Source organism: Plantactinospora sp. B6F1 (assembly GCF_040120695.1).
Lineage (GTDB): Bacteria > Actinomycetota > Actinomycetes > Mycobacteriales > Micromonosporaceae > Plantactinospora.
Genome location: NZ_JBEEAC010000008.1, coordinates 97538 through 119315, shown reverse-complemented (window position 1 = coordinate 119315; position 21778 = coordinate 97538). Strand labels below are relative to the sequence as shown.

Below are 21778 nucleotides of genomic sequence, written 5' to 3'. Positions count from 1 at the left end.
CAAGGTAGCCGTCGATTGTGGAGGACTGGTGAAGAGCGCGTGCAGGCGGTACGGACCTAGTGCGGGCCGGGCCAGGTGTGGGTCAGCACCCCGGTCAGCGCGTCGTACTGGTGCACGGTGGTCCGGTGCGGCCGGCTGGACTGCCGGTCCCGCACCTGGACGACCAGCACGCCGATCTTCACGTGGTCCCGGCTCACCACGGAGCGCCACGGCACCCCGTCCCGGGCGACGTCGACCTGGTGTGAGAAGTTCCCGTCCGGGGCGGTGATCGAGTAGCGCGGCCCGGCCGGCGGGTCGATGTCCAGTCCGCCGTCGGCCCGGATGGTGAGGGTGACGACGAGGTTGTCGTCGGCGTCGCGGATCTGCGCCGGATCACCGGCGTAGAAGCGGCTGCGGCCCTGACCCTGGATGTCCATCCCGTTGTAGTAGGTCCGGCCCTGCGCGTCGACCCAGAAGTGCGGCACGTGCGCCCGGGGCGCGCCGTAGCTGAGGCCGGGGTAGTACGCCAGGTGCCAGTGCGGCGGGTTGTCCGGGTGCAGCGCGTTGTTTGTCTCGAAGCCCATCAGCGAGAAGAAGTGGCCCCTGCGCCGGGCCTCGGCGACCAGCCCGGAGTCCTGGAGCACCGCCTCGCTGGCGACCATGTAGTTGATCACCGAGGCGGCCTGCGTCGCCGGCCATGCGACGCTGGTCCACGGCCCGGCCACCCGGTCCGGGTCGTTGTGCTCGATCCGCCAGTGCAGCCCGGTCGAGGTCTCCGGGCTGAGCATGCTCCAGACCTGCACCGTCGCCTGGTTGGCGTTCACCGACGACCAGGTCACCGGCAGGGTGAAGCTGATCCGGTAGGGCGCACCGGCGTGCCGGCGGATCGCCAGCCGGGTGTCGGTGGCGACCACCGAGCCGACCCAGGTGCCCGGCCAGTCGACGGTGACGGTGACCGCCTCGCTGCGCGGCCCCCGGACGAAGGAGTAGTACTCGGCCCGGCTGGCAACCTGTGTCGAGGCGCCGGGGACGAGCTCGTAGCCGGCGGGCAGGGTGATCCGCGGCGTGCCGGGCTCGCCGGGGATCGCCTTGACCAGCCGGAACCCGGCGTAGCTCGGCGGGGGAAGCGGATCGGGGGCCGCCGCCGCGGGCGCCGCGAGGACCACCGCCGAGGCGACCGCCAGCAGTACCGCTCCGTACCGTCGCAGCAACACAGGCGCCTCCGGCGTTTCGTCCCGTCCCGGCGTCGCTGACGGGTTTGTGTGCGGCCGAGTTTATTGGTACGCGGGAGGTTCCGGGTGTCCCGAGTGGTGGCCGTGCCGGAACTTCTCCGGACACCGTGCCGACCCGGGTTTGCCGTCGGCGAGGTCGGGAAGCCCGCACCGTGACGGACATGTCAGACACCGTGGCCACCCGCCCCAGGCCGGTCGAGACGGCTGCCGCCGGCCCCGAGCTGGAGCAGGCCCTCTTCGAGGTCAAGCGGGTGATCGTCGGGCAGGACAGGCTGGTGGAGCGGCTCTTCACCGCGTTGCTGGCCGACGGGCACTGCCTGCTGGAGGGCGTACCGGGAGTGGCGAAGACCCTCGCCGCGCAGACGGTGGCGGTGGCGGTGGGTGGGAGTTTTTCCCGGATCCAGTTCACTCCGGACCTGGTGCCGTCGGACATCGTGGGTACCCGGATCTACCGGGCTTCGTCGGAGAGCTTCGACGTGGAGCTGGGGCCGGTGATGGCGAACCTGGTGCTGGCCGACGAGATCAACCGGGCGCCGGCGAAGGTGCAGTCGGCGTTGCTGGAGGCGATGGCCGAGCGGCAGGTCTCGATCGGCGGCCGCAGTTATCCGGTACCGGAGCCGTTCCTGGTGCTGGCCACCCAGAACCCGATCGAGTCGGAGGGGGTCTACCAGCTGCCGGAGGCGCAACGGGACCGGTTCCTGCTGAAGATCCTCGTCGACTATCCCACCGACGTCGACGAGCTGGCCATCCTCTACCGGATGAGCGCGGAGCGGCCGACCGCCCGGGCGGTACTCGATCCGGAGCGGCTGCGGGCCCTCCAGGACCGGGCCAGTCGGGTCTTCGTGCACCACGCCCTCGCCGAGTACGTCGTACGGCTGATCCTGGCCACCCGGGATCCCGCCCGGTTCGGGGTGCCGGAGGTGGCGCCGCTGCTCGCGTACGGGGCGAGTCCCCGGGCCACCCTCGGGCTGGTCGCCGCCGCCCGGGCCCAGGCGCTGCTGCGCGGCCGGGACTACGTGCTGCCGGACGACGTACGCGATCTCGCCTGCGACGTGATCGCGCACCGGCTGGTGCTGTCGTTCGACGCGATCGCCGACGGGGTACCGGCGGAGTCGGTGGTACGCCGTCTCGTCGAGGCGGTCCCACCGCCCAGGATCGCGCCGAGCCGTGAGGAACAGCGGCGCGGTCTGGCGGTCGCGTGAGCCGGCTCGGCCAGCCGGGGTGGACCGGCCGGGCGGCTCGGGACGGCCGGACCGGCCCGGACGGCGTGCACCGGGACAGCGGCGACCCGACGTTGCGGCAACTCGTCCCCGAGCACCGGCTGCGCCGGCTGGAGCTGCTGGTCACCCGGCGGCTCGACGGGCTGCTGCACGGCCAGCACCTCGGCCTGCTGCCGGGGCCCGGCAGCGAGATCAGCGGCGCCCGGGAGTATCGGCCGGGCGAGGACGAGGTCCGCCGGATGGACTGGGCGGTGACCGCCCGGACCACCCTGCCGCACGTCCGTGAGGTGGACGCCGACCGGGAACTGACCACCTGGCTGCTGGTCGACTCCACCCCGAGCATGCATTTCGGCACGGCCGACCTGGACAAGCGGGAACTCGCGGTGGCCGCCACGGCGGCGGTCGGCTTCCTCACCGCCGGGGTCGGCAACCGGTTGGGCGTACACCTGCTCGACGACGCCGGGATCCGCCGCTTTCCGGCCCGGGCCGGCCGGGCCCACCTGCTGGGCCTGCTCAACATGCTGCTCGCGGCGCCCCGGCCCGACCTGGCGAGCGGCGCGCCGTCGCTCGCCGACGCGGTGACCACACTGCACCGGGCCAGCGCCGGCCGGGGACTGGCGGTGCTGGTCTCCGACTTCCTCGACGGGCTGCCCGACACCTCCGGCGGCACGCCGGCCTGGGAGCGGGCCGTCCGCCGGCTCGGCGTACGCCACCAGGTGCTGGCGGTCGAGGTGGTCGACCCGCGCGAACTGGAGCTGCCGGACGTCGGACTGGTCACCCTGGTCGACCCGGAGACGGGCCGGCGACGCGAGGTGTCCACCGCGGACCGCCGGCTCCGGCAGCGGTACGCCGCCGCCGCTGCCAGCCAGCGGGAACTGGTCCGGCAGGCGCTGCGCCGGGCGGGGGCCGCGCACCTGTCGCTGCGTACCGACCGGGACTGGATCGCGGACATCGTCCGGCACGTACACACCCAGCGGCGGCTGGCCGGCGCGGCCCGGCCGTCCGCCGCAGCGGTACGGGGAGGCGCGGTATGACCTGGCAGTCTCCGGAACGGCTGTTGCTGCTGCTCGGCGTGGTCGGGCTCGGCATCTGGTACGTCGTGCTGCAACGCCGCCGCAGCCGGTACGCCGTCCGCTTCACCAACCTGCGGCTGCTGGACCGGGTCGCGCCGGACCGGCCGTCCTGGCGCCGGCACGTGCCGGCCGGGTTGTTCCTGGCCATGCTGGCGTTGCTGGTCGTCGGCTTCGCCCGGCCGGAGGCGGAGGTGCGGGTGCCCCGGGAGCGGGCCACCGTGATGGTGGCGGTGGACGTCTCGACCTCCATGCTGGCCACCGACGTCGAACCGGACCGGCTGGCGGCGGCGAAGTCGGCGGCGCACCGGTTCGCCGACACGCTTCCGGACGAGTTCAACGTCGGGCTGGTCGCCTTCGCCGGCAGCGCGGCGGTACTCGTGCCGCCCGGCACCGACCGATCGGCGCTGCACTCCGGGATCAGGCGGCTGGCCGAGGGGAGCACCGGAGTGCAGGGCACCGCGATCGGCGAGGCGATCGGCACCTCGCTGGAGGCGATCAAGACCTTCGACACCCAGGCCGCGAAGAACCCGCCGCCGGCCCGGATCGTGCTGCTCTCCGACGGGGCGAACACCTCCGGGCGCGACCCGATCTCCGCCGCCGACGAGGCGGTGCAGGTGGGCGTGCCGGTGCACACGATCTCGTTCGGCACCGCCACCGGCTACGTCGCCCGGGGTGGCCGGCCGATCCGGGTGCCGGTGGACGGTCAGACCCTGCGGGCGGTCGCCGAGCAGACCAAGGGCGGCTACCACGAGGCGGGCAGCAGCGCCGAACTGCGTGCCGTGTACGAGGACATCGGAACGTCGGTCGGCTACCGCACGGAGAAGCAGGACATCGCCGCCCGGTTCATCGGGATCGGGCTGCTGCTGGCCCTGGCGGCGGCGGGCGGCTCGATGGCCTGGTTCTCCCGGCTGCCGTAGATCCCGCCGGCCCGGCTCGGTCCCACCGGGGCGGGCGGCGCACCTGCTGCCGGCGATGGCGACGATGGACTGACGAGGAGTGAGCTATGGCAACGCAGACCGGGCTCGGCGAACCCCGCGGCCCATGGTTCATCTCACCGGAGCTGGAACCGGACGGGCGCGGCGTTCCCGGCGTACCCGCGCAGGTGCTGGCGATCGACCGGGCGGCCCGGCGCCGCCGGGCGTTGCTCGCCGCGCTGGCGGTGGTCGCGCTCTCCATCGGCTCCGGTGGCCTGGCCGGCGGCTGGGTGGCCAGCCAGGAGACCTCCGGACAGCGGGGCGGAGCGGCGCAGGCCGCCATCCCGGCCGACCTGGTGGCCGCCGCCGCACAGGTGGTGCCCGGCGTCGTCTCGGTGATGGTGGCCGGTGGTGGCAAGTCGGCCAGCGGCTCCGGGTTCGCCATCGACGACCTCCAGCACATCGTCACCAACGACCACATCGTGGCCCGGGGCGGCGGCGGGGAGCCCGACGGCGCGGTGATGGTGGAGACCTCGGACGGCCGGCAGTTCCCGGCCCGGATCGTCGGCCGGGACTCCAGCAGCGACATCGCGGTACTCCGGGTGCCGCCGTCGACCGGGCTGACGGCGCTGCCGCTGGCCAAGCCCGGCGCCACCCGGGTCGGCGAGCCGGTGCTCGCGGTCGGTTCGCCGCTGGGGCTGGCCGGCACGGTGACCGCCGGCATCGTCAGCGCGCTGGACCGTCAGGTGAAGCTGGGGGAGAACCGGCACAGCGCGGTGCAGACCGACGCCTCGATCAATCCCGGCAACTCGGGTGGCCCGCTGGTCAACGCCCGGGGCGAGGTGGTCGGGGTGAACACCGCGATCGCCACCATCGACGGCAACGGCTCGATCGGGATCGGCTTCGCCATCCCGATCGAGCAGGTGCAGCAGACCGCGGACACCATCATCGGCAAGGGCGGCTGAGCCGTACGGTTGACGACATGGCACCCCTGACCATCCGACCGGGCATCGTCATCCCGGAGGCGGAACTGAACTGGCGGTTCTCCCGGTCCAGCGGCCCGGGCGGGCAGGGCGTGAACACCACCGACTCCCGGGCCGAACTCTCCTTCGACGTGGCGAACACGACGGCGCTGCCGGAGCGGCTCAAGACCCGGGCGCTGGACCGGCTGGCCGGCCGACTCTCGGACGGCGTACTGACGGTGACCGCCTCGGAGCACCGCGCCCAGCTCCGCAACCGGGAGGCGGCGCAGGCCCGGCTCGCCGCGCTGCTGGCCGACGCGATCGCGCCGCCGCCACCGCCGAGACGACCCACCAAGCCGAGTCGCGGGGCCAAGGAGCGCCGGCTCGCCGAGAAGAAGCGCCGCGGCCAGCTCAAGCAGATGCGCCGACCCGACGTGGAGTGACGCCCCCGGTGCATCCGCGGGCTGACGCATCCGCCCGACCGGTCGGTGGAGAGGTCGAGGGTTCGGGACGGTCAGGAGGTCAGGGCGGTCAGGGCCAGCTCGACGTCCTGCTCGGTGGAGTAGAGGTGGAACGAGGCGCGTACCCGACCGGCCCGGACCGCCGCCCGGACGCCGGCCGCCGCCAGCTTCTCCGCCGCGCCCGGTATGTCGACGGTGACGATCGCGCTGTCCCGGGGCGGCTGCCCGAGGCCGGCCAGGAACCGGTTGGCCAGCCCGACGTTGTGCTCCCGGACCGCCGGCAGTCCCACCTCGACGAGGAGTTCCATGGCCGGGGCGGCGCCGACGAAGCAGAACCAGGCCGGGGAGAGGTCGAACCGGCGGGCGCCCTCGGCCAGCCGCAGCGGCGGGCCGTAGTAGGAGGCGTGCGGGTCGGAGCCGGCGTACCAGTTCGCGGCCAGCGGGGTGAGCCGGTCCCGGATCCGGGGAGCGAGGTAGCCGAAGGCGGCCCCGCGGGGTGCCATCAGCCACTTGTACGCCCCGACGACGACCACGTCCGCCCGGCTCGCGTCGAACGGCAGCCAGCCGCAGCCCTGGGTGGCGTCGACCACCACCAGCGCGTCGTGCGCCTCGGCGGCGGCCACGATCTCGTCGTACCGGGCGACGCTGCCGTCGGCCGACTGGACCAGGCTGAACGCGACGAGGTCGGTGTCGGCGTCGACCGCCTCGGCGAGCCGGTCCGTCGGCACGGTGCGGACCCGCACCCCGCGCTCGGTGTGCACCAGCCAGGGAAAGAGGTTGGAGGTGAACTCCACCTCCGGCACCAGCACGGTGGCTCCGGCGGGCAGCGCGGCCCCGACCGGGGCGAGAAGTTGGGAGACGGTCGCCCCGACGGTCACGTCCGGGACGGGTACCCCGACCAGCCGGGCGAAGGCGGTCCGGGCCCGGCCGGTGGCGGTGTCCCAGCCCTCCCACGACGTACGCCCGGTCCGCCAGTCGGCGAGGGCGGCCTGCAGCGCATCCCAGGCCGGATCCGGCGGAAGCCCGTAGCTGGCGGTGTTCAGCCAGCCCGGCTCCGGTTTCCACAGTTCCCGCACCTTAGCTAGATCCACTCCACCAGCGTAGTACCCCGGGCCAGGGCGTCCGTAACGACGGTTACCTGATACGGGTAGCGACGCTAAGGGAGGGGTGTTATCGTCGTTTACGTGGACGTGAGAACGCGGATACTGCACGCCGCGGCGGACCTCCTGGCCCGCTCGCCGGAAGCCGACGTGCTGACCCGGGCGGTCTGCGAGGCCGCCGGAGTGGGCGCCCCGGTCCTCTACCGGCAGTTCGGTGACAAGGAAGGATTGCTCGCGGCCGTGGTCGACTTCGGCTTCGAGCAGTACCTGGCCGGCAAGCGGAGCGCCGTCCCCTCCGACGACCCGGTCCGGGACCTCCGCGACGGCTGGGACAACCACGTCGCGTTCGCGCTGGAGAAGCCGAACTTCTACCGGCTGATGTACTCGTCCGGGCTCTCCACCCCGCCCGCCGCCGCGACCGAGGCGCACCAACTGCTGCTCGGCGTGCTCGAACGCTGCGCGCGGGTGGGCCGGCTCCGGACCAGTCCACAGCTCGCCGCCCAGATGGTGATGCCGGCGGCGGTCGGGGTCGCGCTGCTGCTGATCAACCGCCCGACGGTCTACACCGAGGCCGCCCAGGTGTCGTCCCGGGTACGCGAGGCGATCGTCACCGCCGTCGTCACCCCCGGCACCTCCACCGCACCGGAGCGGGGCGCCGGACCGGAGGCGGAGGTCGCGGTGGCCGCCGCGAAGCTCGGCGCGCTGCTGCCGGCGCTGCCGGACAGTCCACTCTCACCGGCCGAGTCCGGCCTGCTGCGGGAGTGGTTGACCCGACTGGCCGACCGGCCCGCCACCGGCTGACCCGGGCCGACCGGACGACGCCGACCCGCACGCAACCAGAAACCGTGAGCAGAGCAAGGAGAACGCCGTGTCCCTCCCGTCCGTACCCACCAGTACCCCGAACGCGCGTACCGCCGTGGTCACCGGCGGCTCGCGCGGCATCGGCCGCCGGGTCGTCGCCCGGCTCGCCGCAGACGGCTTCGCCGTCGTGGTCGGCTACCTCGGCAACCGGGCCGAGGCGGAGGCCGCGGTCAAGGAGGTCGAGGCGGCCGACGGCCGGGCGGTCGCCGTACGGGCCGACGTCGCCGACGAGCACGAGGTCGCCGAGCTCTTCGACGTCGCCGAGCGGACCTTCGGCGGCATCGACGTGGTCGTGAACGCGGCCGGCCGGATGCCGTTGGCGCCGCTCGCCGAACTCGACCTGGCCGACCTGGACGACCTGCACCGGACCAACATCCGGGGCACCTTCGTCGTCGACCAGCAGGCGGTACGCCGGCTCCGCCCCGGCGGTGCGCTGGTCAACCTCTCCTCCTCGGTCGTCGGTCTCGCCTTCCCGAACTACAGCGCCTACGCCGCGAGCAAGGGCGCGATCGAGGCGATGACCATGGTGCTGGCCCGGGAGATGCGCGGCCGGGACGTGACCGTCAACGCCGTCGCACCCGGACCGACCGCCACCGACCTGTTCCTGCAAGCCAACAGCGAGGAGCGGGTCGCCCACCTGGCGGCGCAGCCGCCGCTGGAGCGGCTCGGCACCCCCGACGACATCGCCGAGGTGGTCGCCTTCCTGGCCAGCCCGGCCGGGCACTGGATCAACGGGCAGGTGCTGCGGGCCAACGGCGGGATCATCTGATCTCGACCAGCGCCCGGCACCCCCGACCGCCGCCGGCCTCGCGGTGACCGCCGTGGGGCCGGCCGGCGACGCCGCTGGTCGCGGTCAGCCGGGCCCGGCGGTCGCCAGCGCGGTGAGCAGCCGTGCCCGGAGCGGGGCGGCCCGCTCGGCGAACCGGCGCTGCGCCGCGGCATACTCCGCCCGGCCCTCCGGGGTCTCCACCCGGACCGGTGGGTAGCCCAGCGCCGCCAGGTCGTACGGACTGGCCCGCATGTCCAGGGCACGGATCTCCCGGGCCAGCGCGAACGCGTCGGCGACCAGCTCGCTCGGCACCAGCGGGGAGAGCTTGTACGCCCACTTGTAAAGATCCATATTGGCGTGCAGGCAGCCGGGCTGCTCGTTGTCGTGCTGCGTCTGACGGGTCGGGGCGAGCAGGTTCAGCGGTCGGGCCGGCGCGGTGAAGAACCGGTACGCGTCGAAGTGGCTGCACCGGATCCGGTTGTCCTCCACCACCCGGGCGGTCTGCTCGGGCGACAGCCGCAGCGGCCAGGCGTTGTGCCGTACCTCCGCCTGGGTCTGCCGGTAGACCATCGCCCACTCGTGCATCCCGAAGCAGCCGAACTGACCGGGCCGGCCCGCGGTACGGGTCAGCAGGGTGCGGATCCACCCGACCGAGTCACCCCGGCGCCCGCGTACCGCCTCGGTGTCGAGGGCGAGGCCGCCGTCCCCGGCGCGGTAGTCCCGGCCGAACTCGGTGGGGTCGGCGTCCCGGAGCAACATCCCGGCGCCCGGATGCCAGCGGCGCAACTGCGCCGGCCGGTGCGAGTAGTAGGTGAAGAGGAAGTCCTCCACCGGATGCCGGATCCCACTGCCGCGCCGGGCGAGGTGCGGCACCAGCCACTCGTCCACCCGCCGCTCGTGGGCCGCCCGCCGGGCGCGCCAGTCCGCCGCGTCGAGCACGGTCGTACGGGCGAGGGCGGCGGTCACCGCTCCAGGGTACGGCGCCGGCCGGCCGCCCTACCCGGGTCCGGCACCGGGTCGGTCGACCCCACCGACGCGGCGCGGCTCTCCCGGCGCGGCCTTCTGGCGTGGCGGGCTCTCCTAGCGCGGTACGTCGATGCTGACCCCGGCGGAGAAGACGGCGCTGCGCAGCTCGATCCGGGTCGGTTCGACCCCGCCGGTCGGAGCGAACACCAGCGGCGTGATCATGCGTTGTCCGGCCGGCACCGGCTCCGCGAACGGGTCCTTCCCGGCGTTGGCGATCTGCGTCGCCGGCACGTCCGCGCCCACCCAGTCCCCGTTCGGCAGGTACGCCCGTTGCAGGGTGCCGTGCCACTGCTGGCTCTTGTCGGTCAGGTTGCGAACCCCGAGGATCGCCTGGCAGCCGCCCGCAGCCGGCGGGCAGGTCAGCCGGTAGACGGTGAACTCGAAGGCGCTCTCCCGCAGGCTCGTACCGACCGAGCCGGCCACGGTCCGGCCCACCCATGCCCCGCTGGACGGCTGCCGGTTGGCGCTGAGCGCGCTCACCTGGCTCGACCCGGTCCACGCGGTGAGCGCGGCCAGGGCGGCCGCCAGCAGGGCTGCGGAGCTGACCGCGGCCCACGCCGGCGGCCTGGGTCGGCGTCGGCGTGGCCGGTAGGTGGCGGCCGGGTGCGCTGCGGGACGGGCCCGGCCGACCGCCGGGCGGAGTTCCTCGTCGGTCGGCTCCGCCGGCTCCGGTACGGGCTCCTCGGTCGGCTCGTCGTTCTCGGTCGGCGCTGCCGCCCGCGGCGGTACCGGTGCCTGGCCGACGTACCGGGCCCCACCGGCGATGCCGACCAGGCCGGGCTGCTCGTCGCTCCCCGGTTGGTCGGCCGCCACCAGCCCGCCGTCCCGGAGCAGCCCGCCGTCGTCGAGTACCGCGTCATCGTCGGCCGGTCGTCGCTGCTCCAGCGCGGCGCCGCCGATCCTGGGGTGGCCGGTGGCCCGCCGTACGCTCTCCGGCACCGGGATCTTGTGCTCCCCGCGTACCCGGGCTCGGGCCCGGGCGATCGGGTTGCCGGACCGGCGGACCGGCCGGGCCGACGCCGCTGCCCGCCGCTCGGCGGCGCGTCGCTGCGCCGCCGCCCGCTTGGCGGCACGTCTGGCCGCCCGCCGGTCCCTGCCCGCCACAGGCGTGGTGTTGGCCTGGTCGGCGGCGCGCCGCCGACGCAGTCGCCGCCACCACAGTGCACCGCCGGCCGCCACGAGCAGCACCAGCACGGCGAGCGCGGTACCCAGCAGGGCGCCCCGGCGCCACCAGGGTGGGGAGGCGACCGCCTCTGCCTGGGTCCGCGCCGGGTCGTCCGGGCCGGCGGCGGCCCGTGCCCGGTTCCAGGTCGCGGTCGCGCAGTCGTACGGCGTGTTGCCGCCCGCGACGAAGGCGCACGCCGGTGCGGTCACGTCGGACCCGCCGGCCGGCGGCGCCAGCGTGGTGCTGAGCACCGCGGTGGCGCGGGCGCCGATCTGGACCTGCCAGACCACCTCGGTACCGGACCTCCCCGGCACGGTGCCGACCCCGCCGCCCTGGCTGATCGTTGCGGGGGTGGCGCCGGGCGGCAACTCCTGCCGGACCGTCGTCCTCACCATGCCGTCGGTGGCGTTCTGCACCCGGATGTCGTACCTGGGCGCCGGATCGCCGGACGTGGTCATCGCGACGGTGATCAGCGGGTCGGTCGGCCGGACGGGCGCGCCGGCGGTCTGGCTCGGGGCGCGGGGCGGGATGGCGGCCTGGCTCGGGGCGCCGGGCGCGGCGACGGCCAGCAGGCAACCCGCGATCACCGCTCCCACCGCACGTAGTCGGATCGATGCAGGCATCACGAAGTCTCCTCCCGCCCAGACGCTAAGCCGGACGGGTGGCCGGCCGGCGGGGAAGGATCGAACCCCCGCCGCTGGTCGTGCCGCTGCGGTAGGGTGCCGCCACCCCGACCACCCCACCCGCACGCGGCGCCGGCCCGGTCTCAGCGTCGGGATAGATTGGCGGCGTGCGCATCGCTCGTTTCGCTCATGCAAAGGGAATGTCGTTCGGCGTGGTCGAGGGTGACCCGGAGGGCGGCCCCCAGGGGCTGACGGTGGCCGAGATCGAGGGCCACCCGTTCGGCGAGATCCGGTTCACCACCGCCCGCTGGGCGCTGGCGGACGTCCGGCTGCTCTCGCCCATTCTGCCGAGCAAGGTGGTGTGTGTCGGGCGCAACTACGTCGAGCACGCCGCCGAACTCGGCAACGAGGTACCGGCCGAGCCGCTGCTCTTCCTCAAGCCGTCGACCTCGGTGGTCGGCCCCCGGGACGCGATCCGGTTGCCGGCCCAGTCCAAGCAGGTCGAGCACGAGGCCGAGCTCGCGGTGGTGATCGGGCCACCCGGTGCCCGCCGGGCCGACCGGGCGGCCGCCGCCCGGGCCGTCTTCGGCTACACCTGCGCCAACGACGTGACCGCGCGGGACCTGCAGCGCGCGGACGGCCAGTGGACCAGGGCCAAGGGCTTCGACTCGTTCTGCCCGCTCGGCCCGTGGATTTCGACCGGCATCGACGTCGGCGACGTCGAGCTGCGCTGCGAGGTGGGCCGGGGCGTGGACGAGATGGAGGTACGCCAGCTCGGCCGGACCAGGGACATGGTCTTCGACGTTCCGACCCTGGTGTCCTACATCTCCCACGTGATGACCCTGCTCCCGGGCGACGTGGTGCTGACCGGCACTCCGGCGGGGGTTAGTCCGATCGTCGACGGGGATACCGTCACGGTCCGCATCGGCGGAATCGGCGAACTGTCGAACCCGGTGGTGGCCCTCGACTGAGGGTGGGTCGGCGGCGGCGTGCCGCGTCGCCGGGTACCGACCCGATTTGGTCTCGACCACCGGGTCCGGTAAAGTTCGCTTTCGGTGCGACGAGCACCGATGGGGTATGGGGTAATTGGCAGCCCGACTGATTCTGGTTCAGTTAGTCTAGGTTCGAGTCCTGGTACCCCAGCCACCGAAACCCGAAAGGGTGCCGGTAGCTGGTCTCTGGTAGAGTTCAGCAGCGGTTGACCGCAAGGTCAACAATGGAAAGTCCTGGCCCCGTCGTCTAGCGGCCTAGGACGCCGCCCTCTCAAGGCGGTAGCGCCGGTTCGAATCCGGTCGGGGCTACGGTCGACGGCCCGCATCACTTCGCTGGTGCGGGCCGTTCCTGTTCGTACGCCTCGGGACGCGCCCATCCCCGAGCTGGCGTCCCTGCGTCCGAGCCGGCGCCCCGCGTTCGGGCGGGTGGTCGGACCGGTCCCGGTGTCGAGCATCGCACACCACGCGGGCCCTGGTAACCGAAACGAACCAGTCGACCCTCATTCCGAGCGGGTGTCGGCGAGGCGCCGTGTGGGACAAGCTCAGCCTCCCCGGGGCTGGCGCCTACGCCGGGCCGGGGAGGGGCCGGTCACAGGCCGCTCAGCCGTTGGCCGGCCCGGACCACGGCCATCGCGTGCCGGTCGCCGGGGCGCCGGCCGAGCCGTTCGATCGGCCCCGAGATGCTGATCGCGGCGATCACCCGACCGGTCCGGTCCCGGATCGGTGACGAGACGCTCGCCACCCCGGCCTCGCGCTCGGCGACGCTCTGCGCCCAGCCCCGGCGGCGTACCTCGGCCAGGGTGCGGCCGGTGAACTTGCACCGGGGAAGCAGTGGCATGACCGCCTCGGGCGGCTCCCAGGCCAGCAGGATCTGCGCGGCCGAACCGGCGGTCATCGGTAGTACCGAACCGACCGGCACCGTGTCACGCAGCCCGCTGGCCCGCTCGGCGGCGGCCACGCAGATCCGCTCGTCGGCGCGGCGCAGGTAGAGTTGGGCGCTCTCGCCGGTCGCGTCCCGGAGCGCCGACAGCAGCGGCTCGGCCGCGGTCAGCAGCACGTCGGGGGCGGCGTTCGCCAACTCACCGAGGCGCGGCCCGGGGCGCCAGCGTCCGTGGGTGTCCCGGACCAGCATCCGGTGGATCTCCAGGGCCTGGGCCAGGCGATGGGCCGTGGCCCGGGGCAGCTTGGTGCGATCGACGAGTTCGGCCAGGCTGGCGCCGTCTACGCAGGCGGCCAGGATGACCACCGCCTTGTCGAGAACGCCGACACCGCTCATACTGTGTCCCACAAGCCGAAACCTACCTCCCAGAATTTAGGATGTCCAGATGGTGGGAGTCACTCCAGAGCCGTCCTCGCCCAGGACCTTGGCCGAGAAGGTCTGGGATGCTCACGTGGTGCGATCCGCTGACGGTGAGCCGGATCTGCTCTATATCGACCTACACCTGCTCCATGAGGTGACCAGCCCGCAGGCCTTCGACGGGCTGCGGATGGCGAACCGCAAGGTCCGTCGGCCCGATCTCACGCTCGCGACCGAGGACCACAACACCCCGACCGGCTACGACGACCCGTCGTTCCGGTCCCGGCGAGGTGACCTGCTCACCATCGCCGACCCGACCTCGCGGACCCAGATCGAGACGCTGCGCCGCAACTGCGCGGAGTTCGGCGTCAAGCTGCACCCGCTCGGCGACGAGAACCAGGGCATCGTGCACGTGATCGGGCCGCAGCTCGGGCTGACCCAGCCGGGGCTGACCATCGTCTGCGGCGACTCGCACACGGCCACCCACGGCGCGTTCGGTGCGCTGGCCTTCGGAATCGGGACCAGTGAGGTCGAACACGTCCTGGCGACCCAGACCCTGCCGCAGATCCGCCCGAAGACCATGGCGGTGACCGTGACCGGCGAGCTGGCCCCCGGGGTCACCGCCAAGGATCTGGTGCTGGCGCTGATCGCCCAGGTCGGCACCGGTGGCGGTCGTGGCCACATCGTGGAGTACCGGGGCGAGGCGATCAGCCGACTCTCCATGGAGGGCCGGATGACCATCGCCAACATGTCCATCGAGTGGGGCGCCAAGGCCGGGATGATCGCGCCGGACGAGACCACCTTCGCCTACCTCAAGGGGCGGCCGAACGCCCCGCAGGGGGCGGACTGGGACGCCGCCGTCGAACACTGGCGGAGCCTGCCGACCGACCCGGGCGCGAGCTTCGACAGCGAGGTCGTGCTGGACGCCAGCCGGATCAGTCCGTTCGTCACCTGGGGCACCAATCCCGGGCAGGGCACCGCGCTCGACGCTGCCGTGCCGGACCCGGAGGACTTCGTCACCGACGCCGAGCAGACGGCCGCCCGGCGGGCCCTGGAGTACATGGACCTCAAGCCCGGCACCCGGCTCCGGGACGTACCGGTGGACGTGGTCTTCGTCGGCTCCTGCACCAACGGCCGCTTGGAGGACCTCCGGGCCGCCGCCGACGTGCTGCGCGGGCACCGGGTGGCCGACGGGGTACGGATGCTCGTCGTGCCCGGGTCGGCGGCGGTCCGCGAGGCGGCCGAGCGGGAGGGGCTGGACCAGGTCTTCACCTCTGCCGGCGCCGAGTGGCGGTTCGCCGGCTGCTCGATGTGCCTCGGCATGAACCCGGACACCCTCAAGCCGGGCCAGCGCTCGGCCTCGACCTCCAACCGCAACTTCGAGGGCCGGCAGGGCCGGGGTGGGCGTACCCACCTGGTCTCGCCACCGGTCGCCGCCGCCACCGCCGTGGTCGGCCGACTGGCCGCGCCGGCCGACCTGTGAAGGGCTGACCCGAGATGGAAAAGTTCACCGTGCACACCGGTACGGCGGTCCCGCTGCGCCGGTCCAACGTGGATACCGATCAGATCATCCCCGCGGTGTACCTCAAGCGGGTGACCCGGACGGGCTTCGCCGACGGCCTCTTCAGCGCCTGGCGGGAGGACCCGGCATTCGTACTCAACGATTCTTCATATTCCGAGGCGTCGATTCTGGTGGCCGGCCCCGAGTTCGGCACGGGCTCCTCCCGGGAGCACGCCGTGTGGGCGCTGCGCGACTGGGGGTTCCGGTCCGTCATCGCCCCCCGGTTCGGGGACATCTTCCGGGGGAACGCGCTCAAGGAAGGTCTCCTGCCGGTCGAGCTTGAATTGAAGGCCGTCGAGGCTTTGTGGGAGTTGGCGGAGTCCGACCCGACCGCCCCGATCACGGTCGACCTGACCGCCCGAGAGGTCCGGGCCGGGGACGACACCTGGTCCTTCCCGATGGACGACTTCAGCCGCTGGCGGCTGATGGAGGGCTTGGACGACATTGGACTGACCCTCCGGCACGAGGCGGACATCACCGAGTACGAGGGCCGGAGATCACCCTTCCGGCCCGTGGTCGCATAGGTCGAACCGCCGACCGCACAGTCGATTTCGCCCCCGCCGGTTCGTCCGGCGGGGGCGAATCCGTTGCGACACAATGGGTTTTTTCGAGCAGATGTTTGTGTCCCGGTGGCACAGGGCATACCGTGCGCGCAGAATGGCTCGCGTTGAGTCCAGTTGCACATTGGGAGGGAAGTCGTGAACAAGGCCGAGCTCATCGAGGCTCTCGCCGCTCGTCTGGGAGACCGGAAGACGGCGACGTCGGCGCTCGACGCGGTCCTCGCCGAGGTCCAGGCGGCGGTCACCAAGGGCGATCGGGTGGCCATCACCGGGTTCGGGGTGTTCGAAAAGCGCGTGCGCGGTGCTCGAACAGCCCGCAACCCCCGTACCGGTGAATCGGTGAAGGTGAAGAAGACATCGGTTCCGGCCTTCCGGCCGGGCGCCGGGTTCAAGGAGATGGTGGCGAGCGGCAAGGCCCCGAAGAACACCGTGGCGGCGAAGAAGGCCACCACGGGTACGACGGCCAAGTCGACCACCGCGAAGAAGACGACGACCAAGAAGGCGGCACCCGCCAAGGCGACCGCCACCAAGGCGGCGGCGAAGAAGACGGCACCGGCGAAGAAGGCCACCGGCGTCAAGAAGGCCACCACGGCCAAGAAGACGACGACGGCGAAGAAGACGGCGGCAGCCAAGAGCACGTCCACCCGCGCCACGGCGAGCAAGAAGGCCACCACGGCCAAGAAGGCTCCGGCCAAGAAGGCTCCGGCCAAGAAGGCCGCCAAGCGCTGATCCGGGTACGGTCAGGGCGCCTCCGGCTCGTCCGGGGGCGCCCTTCACGTTGCCCCGGACGGGAATCCCGACAGGTCCCCGAACGGAAGCCCCCCGAACGGGGCGTTAACCCCGCTCAGCGGCCCCTGGACGGCCTGAAGGCCCGGCTCGGACCCGACGGGGGCCCCGGGGCGGTCGTCCCGGCAGAATCCAGCGGAGCGGGAGACGGTCCCGGCGCGAGTCACGCGGTCAGGGTCCGGTTCACGCGGTCAGGGTCTGGGTCACGCGGTCACGACCCGGGTCACGCGGTCAGGTCCGGGTCACGCGGTCAGGGTCCGGGTCGGGGGCCACGTTCTCCCGACCGCTGACGGGTCGCCTCAGGGTGCGACGGCGGGCAACCGGTCCGCGCCGTCGAGCCGGCTCGCGGCGACCGGCCGGTCGCCGCTGAAGGCGAGCAGCCAGCCGGTGCCCTTCCCGGTCCGGAAATCCCGCGCCGACGCGGGAAGGACGACCGCCGGTCCGTTCGCATCGCTCCGGGCGGACGATGCGGCGGCCAGCCGGGTCAGCGCCTGCGGGATCACCTTGCCCTGGCTACAGACCACCGCCGGTTCCCCGGCCCGGGCCAGTTCGAACAGGGCTCCGGCGGCGGCCAGCGCGTTCTCCTCGGCGTCCTGCCCCGGCCTCGGCTCGTCATACGCGGAATCCACCTCGACCGGCAGGTCCAGCAGCTCGGCGAGGGGTTGCAGCGTCTGCACGCAGCGCCGGGGCGCCGCCGAACGCAGGCGTACCGGGCGGATCAGCGCGAGCAGTCCGGCCAACTCCCGGGCCTGGGCCAGACCCGAGTCGTCCAGCGGGCGGGCGGTGTCCGGACCGGACCAGGTGCCCCGGCTGCCCGCCGGTGCGTGCCGGACCAGTCCGAGCACCACGCTCACCGGGGGCAGGGCGGCGAACTCCGCCAGCACCCCGACGTCGTGCGGATAGCTGACCAGTCGGGCGGCCTCGGGCGGTGGCAGCCAGCGGACGTCGTCGACCTCGGTGTCCGGCTGGAAACCGCCGCTGCCGACCGCCCGCATGGACCAGAACTCGACCGTCTTCGGCGTACCGTCGCGCATCCGGTAGTGCACCGGCGAGAGCCGTACCTGAGGCACGGCGCGTACGTCCGCCTCCTCGGCCACCTCCCGCACCGCGGCGGTCAGCGGATGTTCCCCCGGATCCAGCTTGCCCTTTGGCAGCGACCAGTCGTCGTAGCGGGGACGGTGCACCACGCACACCCGGACGCCGTCCTCGCCGTGGCGCCAGACCACGCCACCGGCCGCCCGGACCGGCGTCACCCCAGCCATGCCGTCCGCCGTCTTCCACTCGCCCGGCGCCACGCGTCCGGGAAGGCAGCCCGGGCGGCGCGGACGGCGGCCCGTTCCCGTTCCACCAACCGGCCGGCGGTGACCGCGACGGCGTGGTCGCCCTTCGTCTGTTCCGCGATCGAGAGCCAGGTCTGCGCGGCGACCACCGCGTCCTGGTGCTCGCCGAGCAGGTCCTGCACCTTCGCCAGCGCCTTGGCCAGTTTCGCCGCGTCGCCGCCGAGCACCCCGGCGACGGCGTCGACGGCGTACCAGGCCCGCTTGCCGTTGACGCGTACCGCGTGCCACCGCTCGTCCGGGAGGTCGGGGTCGAGGTCGGCTGCGCCGTCGGTCTCGTCGTCGCCGTCGGTCAGCCGGTGCCAGGGTCGGGCGACCAGCCGGGGCAGCACCTCGGCGGCGGGTCGGTCGGCCCGGGCGGTCAGCTGCGGCGCCCGGGCGGCGTCGACCAGCGCCTCGACCAGGGCGTGGTAGCGCGCCGAGCCCAGCGCCTCGTCGACGGCGGTGAGCGCCGCGGCGTGCCGGTCGGCGAGTACCGTGTCGATCCGTCGCACCGCCGCCGGGTCGAGCGGACTGAGCGGGTCGGCCCCCGCCGTCCGGGACAGCCGGGCGGACAGCACTTCCGCGTCGCGGGCCTGCCCCAGCACCCCCGCCAGCCACTTCAGCTCGTCCCGCAGCGGCCTGGCCCACGCCGTGCGGACCAGCGGCCGGAAGGTCCGCAGGTCGCTGCGGAGTCGTCGGCAGCCGACCCGCATCTGGTGTACGGCAGTGTCGTCGTCGCCCACCGGCGCCCGCAACCGGACCAGCGGATCGTGCGCGAGCAGCCGGTTGACGTTCCGGCGGACCGCCACGGCCACCACGTCACCGGCGCTGGGCCGCTCCGGCAGCTCACCCGGCGGCACCAGGTCGGGCGGGGCCTCGGCCGTCGCACCGAGGGCCCGGACGTGCTTCGGGGTGAAGTCACCGGCCCGGGCGCCGGCCCCGGTCAGCGCCGACTCCACCGCGTCGAGCAGTTCCCGTCCGCCGTCCCTGCGCTCCACCTCGATCTCGCGGAACGTCGACCGGACCCGCTTGCCGTCGCGTACCTGCACCGAGTCGTCGGCGAGTTCCGCCAGTACCCGGTCGGCACGGTCGCGCAGCTCGTACGCCCGCCGGACGGTGCGGACCACCGTGGCCGGTCGGAGTTCCACGCCCCGGGTGTACACGGTGACCAGCGCCACCAGGTCGGCCGGAACGCTCTTCGGCCGGCCCGCCCGGGAGATCTCGTGCCGCAGGCCGGGACCGCCGGCCGGGAGCTTGACCGTCCAGGGCAGCTCGTCGCCCCTGCGGTGCCGCAACGACACCCCGGACCGGGCCAGCCGCAGGTCGTTGGTGTCGAGGTAGGTCGCGGTGAGCGTCACCGGAGGCAGTTCGACCACCCGTACGCCGTCCGGCACGACTCCGGTGAGGTCGGGCAGGGCGAACTCCGGGTCGACGTCGTACTTCCGCTCCTCCTCCAGCATCGGCCAAGCCTAGTCCGGAATGTCGGCTCGGCCGACGGCCCGCCGCCGACGGCGGGTCACCGGGCGGGTCACTTGGCGCCGGTGACCCGGCGCAGCAGCGACTCCTGGAGGTTCACCAGCCGTGCGCCCGGAGTGCCCGCGTGCCTGGTCCAGCAGCCGTCCCCGGCCAGCTCGAACGCCGAGACCTCCGGGCTCATCGCGGTGGTCAGCAACGCGTCCAGGTCGGCCCGGGCGGCCGGGTCGGTCACCTGGACCAGCGCCTCCACCCGGCGGTCCAGGTTGCGGTGCATCAGGTCGGCCGACCCGATCCAGAACTCGACGCCGCCGTCCGATCCGGCGGCTGAGCCGCCATCGGGTCCGGCGGCCGAGCCGCCGTCTGCGGTGACCCCGCTGCCGAACCGGAACACCCGGGAGTGTTCCAGGAAGCGGCCGAGGATCGAGCGCACCCGGATGTGCTCCGACAGCCCCGGCACACCCGGTCGCAGCGTGCACATTCCCCGGATCAGCAGGTCGACACGCACCCCGGCCCGGGACGCCCGGTAGAGCGCGTCCACGATCGCCTCGTCGACCAGCGCGTTCACCTTGAACTGGACCAGGGCCGGCAGGCCCGCCCGGGCCCGGTCGATCTCGCCCTCGATCCGCTCGATCAGGCCGCGCCGGATGCCCTGCGGCGCCACCAGCAGCCGCCGGTACGACGTCTGCCGGCTGTACCCGGTCAGCACGTTGAACAGGTCGGTGAGGTCGGCCCCGATCTCCGGGTCGGCGGTGAGCATGCCGAAGTCCTCGTAGAGCCGGGCGGTCTTCGGGTGGTAGTTGCCGGTGCCGATGTGGCAGTACCGCCGGATCCGGTTGCCCTCCTGCCGGACCACCAGCGCGGTCTTGCAGTGCGTCTTGAGCCCGACCAGGCCGTAGACCACGTGGCAGCCGGCCCGTTCCAGCACCCGGGCCCAGCCGATGTTGGCCACCTCGTCGAACCGGGCCTTGATCTCCACCAGCACCACCACCTGTTTGCCGGCGGCGGCGGCGTCGATCAGCGCGTCGACGATCGGGGAGTCCCCGCTGGTGCGGTAGAGGGTCTGCTTGATGGCCAGCACGTTCGGGTCGGCGGCGGCCTGCTCGATGAACCGCTGCACGCTGGTCGAGAAGGAGTGGTACGGATGGTGCACCAGGATGTCGCCGTCGCGCAGTGTGGCGAAGACGCTGCGCGGCACCTCACCCTCAGCGAGCCGGGGATGGGTGGCCGGCACGAACGGCGGATCCTTCAGCTCGGGCCGGTTGGACTCGTTGTAGACCTGCCAGAGCGCGGTCAGGTCGAGCAGCCCCGGCACCAGCAGCACGTCCTGGCTGTCCATGTCCAGTTCCCTGACCAGCAGGTCGAGGACGCGGTCGGAGACGGAGGCGGCCACCTCCAGGCGTACCGGCGGGCCGAAGCGGCGCCGGGCGAGTTCCCGCTCCAGGGCCTGCAGCAGGTCCTCGTCCCGGTCCTCGTCGACCTCCACCTCGGCGTTGCGGGTGACCCGGAACAGGTGGCACTCCACCACCTGCATGCCGGAGAAGAGCTGGTCGAGGTGGGCCGCGATCAGGTCCTCCAACGGCAGGAACCGCTGACCTGGCACGTCCCGCTCGACCCGGACGAACCTGGGTACGTTGTTCGGCACCTTCACCCGGGCGAAGAGTTCCGAGCCGCCGTCGGAGTCACGCACCACCACCGCCAGGTTGAGCGACCGGCTGGAGATGTACGGAAACGGGTGCGCCGGGTCGACGGCGAGCGGGGTGAGCACCGGAAAAATCTGCTCCCGGAAATACCTGCGCAGCCGCTGCCGCTCCGGTGTGGGCAGGTCGTCCCAGTGCAGCAGCGCGATGTTCTCGGTGGCCAGCTTCGGCATCACCTCCTCGACGAAGCACGCCGACTGCCGGGCGACCAGTTCGGCGGCGCGTTCGGAGACCAGTTCGAGCTGGGTGCTCAGCGGCATCTGGTCGCCGCCCCGGACCGGCAGCCCGGCCTGTAGCCGCCGCTTCAGCCCGGCGACCCGGACCATGTAGAACTCGTCCAGGTTGTTGGCGAAGATGGCGAGGAACTTGGCCCGCTCCAGCAGCGGGGTGTCCGGGTCCTCGGCCAGGGCCAGCACCCGGGCGTTGAAATCCAGCCAGGACAGCTCCCGGTTGAGGAACCGGTCCGGCGGCAGCGGCGCGTCCGGTTCCCCCGCCGGCTCGCGCGCGGCGCGCCCCGGCGGTCCGGACCGGCTCGGCTGTCGGGATTCGCCCGTGCCGTCCGTTGTCGCCGTCGACCGTGCGTCTGCGGGTGTCGACCGTGCGTCTGCCGGCGTCGACCGTGCGTCAGGGCCGGATGGGGGCTGGTGTGCGGGGCGGGTGCGTGGGGACGGCGGCGGGCTCACCACCCCATCATTCCCCGGCGGC

At 73.2% G+C, this 21778-nt stretch carries 19 protein-coding genes and 2 tRNA genes; 13 read left to right on the top strand and 8 right to left on the bottom strand.

Going from position 1 to position 21778, the window contains the following annotated elements; genetic code table 11:
• Positions 1 to 56: 56 nt before the first annotated feature.
• Positions 57 to 1193 carry a hypothetical protein gene (locus ABNF97_RS13720; RefSeq protein ID WP_349338746.1) on the bottom strand — a complete coding sequence of 379 codons (1137 nt, stop codon included), beginning with the start codon at positions 1191 to 1193 and terminating at the stop codon, positions 57 to 59.
• Positions 1194 to 1363: 170 nt separating this feature from the next.
• Here ABNF97_RS13720 and ABNF97_RS13715 point away from each other — a divergent pair, with 170 nt between their 5' ends.
• From ABNF97_RS13715 to arfB, 5 genes are all read left to right on the top strand, one after another.
• Positions 1364 to 2413, top strand: coding sequence for an AAA family ATPase (locus ABNF97_RS13715; RefSeq protein ID WP_130464394.1), 1050 nt, complete (start codon positions 1364 to 1366; stop codon positions 2411 to 2413).
• 65 nt (positions 2414 to 2478) lie between these two features.
• On the top strand, positions 2479 to 3465 hold the full coding sequence (locus tag ABNF97_RS13710; protein WP_502930483.1) for a DUF58 domain-containing protein: 987 nt from the start codon (positions 2479 to 2481) through the stop codon (positions 3463 to 3465).
• On the top strand, positions 3462 to 4421 hold the full coding sequence (locus ABNF97_RS13705) for a VWA domain-containing protein (protein WP_130464393.1): 960 nt from the start codon (positions 3462 to 3464) through the stop codon (positions 4419 to 4421). Before ABNF97_RS13710 ends, ABNF97_RS13705 begins: the two co-directional genes overlap by 4 nt.
• An 86-nt stretch (positions 4422 to 4507) precedes the next feature.
• Positions 4508 to 5383, top strand: a complete 876-nt coding sequence (locus ABNF97_RS13700; protein WP_130464392.1) for a trypsin-like peptidase domain-containing protein — start codon at positions 4508 to 4510, stop codon at positions 5381 to 5383.
• A 17-nt stretch (positions 5384 to 5400) separates the two neighbouring features.
• Positions 5401 to 5823 carry an alternative ribosome rescue aminoacyl-tRNA hydrolase ArfB gene (gene arfB, locus ABNF97_RS13695; RefSeq protein WP_130464391.1) on the top strand — a complete coding sequence of 141 codons (423 nt, stop codon included), beginning with the start codon at positions 5401 to 5403 and terminating at the stop codon, positions 5821 to 5823.
• A 71-nt stretch (positions 5824 to 5894) separates the two neighbouring features.
• Here the strand turns inward: arfB and ABNF97_RS13690 are convergent, their stop codons facing one another.
• On the bottom strand, positions 5895 to 6932 hold the full coding sequence (locus tag ABNF97_RS13690; protein WP_130464390.1) for an aminotransferase class V-fold PLP-dependent enzyme: 1038 nt from the start codon (positions 6930 to 6932) through the stop codon (positions 5895 to 5897).
• 93 nt (positions 6933 to 7025) lie between these two features.
• Between ABNF97_RS13690 and ABNF97_RS13685 the strand changes: the two genes are divergently transcribed.
• Both ABNF97_RS13685 and ABNF97_RS13680 read left to right on the top strand, forming a co-directional pair.
• Complete coding sequence (locus ABNF97_RS13685; protein WP_349338745.1) at positions 7026 to 7742, top strand: TetR/AcrR family transcriptional regulator; 717 nt, start codon at positions 7026 to 7028, stop codon at positions 7740 to 7742.
• Positions 7743 to 7809: 67 nt separating this feature from the next.
• Positions 7810 to 8571: an SDR family oxidoreductase gene (locus ABNF97_RS13680; RefSeq protein ID WP_349338744.1), complete on the top strand. Its 762-nt coding sequence runs from the start codon at positions 7810 to 7812 to the stop codon at positions 8569 to 8571.
• An 84-nt stretch (positions 8572 to 8655) separates the two neighbouring features.
• Here the strand turns inward: ABNF97_RS13680 and ABNF97_RS13675 are convergent, their stop codons facing one another.
• Both ABNF97_RS13675 and ABNF97_RS13670 read right to left on the bottom strand, forming a co-directional pair.
• Complete coding sequence (locus tag ABNF97_RS13675; RefSeq protein WP_349338743.1) at positions 8656 to 9537, bottom strand: 3-methyladenine DNA glycosylase; 882 nt, start codon at positions 9535 to 9537, stop codon at positions 8656 to 8658.
• Positions 9538 to 9651: 114 nt separating this feature from the next.
• On the bottom strand, positions 9652 to 11385 hold the full coding sequence (locus tag ABNF97_RS13670) for a hypothetical protein (protein ID WP_349338742.1): 1734 nt from the start codon (positions 11383 to 11385) through the stop codon (positions 9652 to 9654).
• A 167-nt stretch (positions 11386 to 11552) separates the two neighbouring features.
• On the opposite strand from ABNF97_RS13670, the gene ABNF97_RS13665 reads away from it, so the two are divergent.
• The 3 genes from ABNF97_RS13665 to ABNF97_RS13655 all read left to right on the top strand — a co-directional run bounded on the left by ABNF97_RS13665 (position 11553) and on the right by ABNF97_RS13655 (position 12686).
• The gene (locus tag ABNF97_RS13665) at positions 11553 to 12356 is read left to right on the top strand and encodes a fumarylacetoacetate hydrolase family protein (RefSeq protein ID WP_130464385.1); all 804 of its coding nucleotides are present in this window, start codon (positions 11553 to 11555) and stop codon (positions 12354 to 12356) included.
• A gap of 100 nt (positions 12357 to 12456) precedes the next feature.
• Positions 12457 to 12531, top strand: a tRNA-Gln gene (locus tag ABNF97_RS13660).
• Positions 12532 to 12613: 82 nt separating this feature from the next.
• Positions 12614 to 12686 (top strand) — tRNA-Glu (locus ABNF97_RS13655).
• Positions 12687 to 12966: 280 nt separating this feature from the next.
• Here the strand turns inward: ABNF97_RS13655 and ABNF97_RS13650 are convergent.
• Positions 12967 to 13653 carry an IclR family transcriptional regulator domain-containing protein gene (locus ABNF97_RS13650; protein ID WP_130464384.1) on the bottom strand — a complete coding sequence of 229 codons (687 nt, stop codon included), beginning with the start codon at positions 13651 to 13653 and terminating at the stop codon, positions 12967 to 12969.
• Between the two features lie 49 nt (positions 13654 to 13702).
• On the opposite strand from ABNF97_RS13650, the gene leuC reads away from it, so the two are divergent.
• The 3 genes from leuC to ABNF97_RS13635 all read left to right on the top strand — a co-directional run bounded on the left by leuC (position 13703) and on the right by ABNF97_RS13635 (position 16524).
• Complete coding sequence (leuC, locus tag ABNF97_RS13645) at positions 13703 to 15157, top strand: 3-isopropylmalate dehydratase large subunit (protein ID WP_349338741.1); 1455 nt, start codon at positions 13703 to 13705, stop codon at positions 15155 to 15157.
• A 14-nt stretch (positions 15158 to 15171) separates the two neighbouring features.
• Positions 15172 to 15759 carry a 3-isopropylmalate dehydratase small subunit gene (leuD, locus tag ABNF97_RS13640; protein WP_130464382.1) on the top strand — a complete coding sequence of 196 codons (588 nt, stop codon included), beginning with the start codon at positions 15172 to 15174 and terminating at the stop codon, positions 15757 to 15759.
• 174 nt (positions 15760 to 15933) lie between these two features.
• A complete protein-coding gene (locus tag ABNF97_RS13635; protein WP_349338740.1) occupies positions 15934 to 16524 on the top strand; it encodes an HU family DNA-binding protein in 591 nt (196 codons plus the stop codon).
• A 356-nt stretch (positions 16525 to 16880) separates the two neighbouring features.
• On the opposite strand, the gene ABNF97_RS13630 is transcribed toward ABNF97_RS13635, so the two are convergent.
• From ABNF97_RS13630 to ABNF97_RS13620, 3 genes are all read right to left on the bottom strand, one after another.
• The gene (locus ABNF97_RS13630) at positions 16881 to 17843 is read right to left on the bottom strand and encodes an NUDIX hydrolase (RefSeq protein WP_349338739.1); all 963 of its coding nucleotides are present in this window, start codon (positions 17841 to 17843) and stop codon (positions 16881 to 16883) included.
• Positions 17831 to 19360 (bottom strand): CYTH and CHAD domain-containing protein, encoded by a 1530-nt coding sequence (locus ABNF97_RS13625; RefSeq protein ID WP_349338738.1) that lies wholly within the window; start codon positions 19358 to 19360, stop codon positions 17831 to 17833. The genes ABNF97_RS13630 and ABNF97_RS13625 overlap by 13 nt, the downstream gene beginning before the upstream one ends.
• A gap of 68 nt (positions 19361 to 19428) precedes the next feature.
• Positions 19429 to 21759 carry an RNA degradosome polyphosphate kinase gene (locus ABNF97_RS13620; RefSeq protein ID WP_486484793.1) on the bottom strand — a complete coding sequence of 777 codons (2331 nt, stop codon included), beginning with the start codon at positions 21757 to 21759 and terminating at the stop codon, positions 19429 to 19431.
• Positions 21760 to 21778 lie beyond the last annotated feature (19 nt).

What these genes read in the sequence shown, in the direction of transcription:
- ABNF97_RS13630 (WP_349338739.1), bottom strand. Translation starts at nt 17,843, where the DNA reads ATGGCTGGGGTGACGCCGGTCCGGGCGGCCGGTGGCGTGGTCTGGCGC.
- leuD (WP_130464382.1), top strand. Translation starts at nt 15,172, where the DNA reads ATGGAAAAGTTCACCGTGCACACCGGTACGGCGGTCCCGCTGCGCCGG.
- ABNF97_RS13650 (WP_130464384.1), bottom strand. Translation starts at nt 13,653, where the DNA reads ATGAGCGGTGTCGGCGTTCTCGACAAGGCGGTGGTCATCCTGGCCGCC.
- ABNF97_RS13625 (WP_349338738.1), bottom strand. Translation starts at nt 19,360, where the DNA reads ATGCTGGAGGAGGAGCGGAAGTACGACGTCGACCCGGAGTTCGCCCTG.
- ABNF97_RS13700 (WP_130464392.1), top strand. Translation starts at nt 4,508, where the DNA reads ATGGCAACGCAGACCGGGCTCGGCGAACCCCGCGGCCCATGGTTCATC.
- leuC (WP_349338741.1), top strand. Translation starts at nt 13,703, where the DNA reads ATGGTGGGAGTCACTCCAGAGCCGTCCTCGCCCAGGACCTTGGCCGAG.
- ABNF97_RS13705 (WP_130464393.1), top strand. Translation starts at nt 3,462, where the DNA reads ATGACCTGGCAGTCTCCGGAACGGCTGTTGCTGCTGCTCGGCGTGGTC.
- ABNF97_RS13670 (WP_349338742.1), bottom strand. Translation starts at nt 11,385, where the DNA reads ATGCCTGCATCGATCCGACTACGTGCGGTGGGAGCGGTGATCGCGGGT.
- arfB (WP_130464391.1), top strand. Translation starts at nt 5,401, where the DNA reads ATGGCACCCCTGACCATCCGACCGGGCATCGTCATCCCGGAGGCGGAA.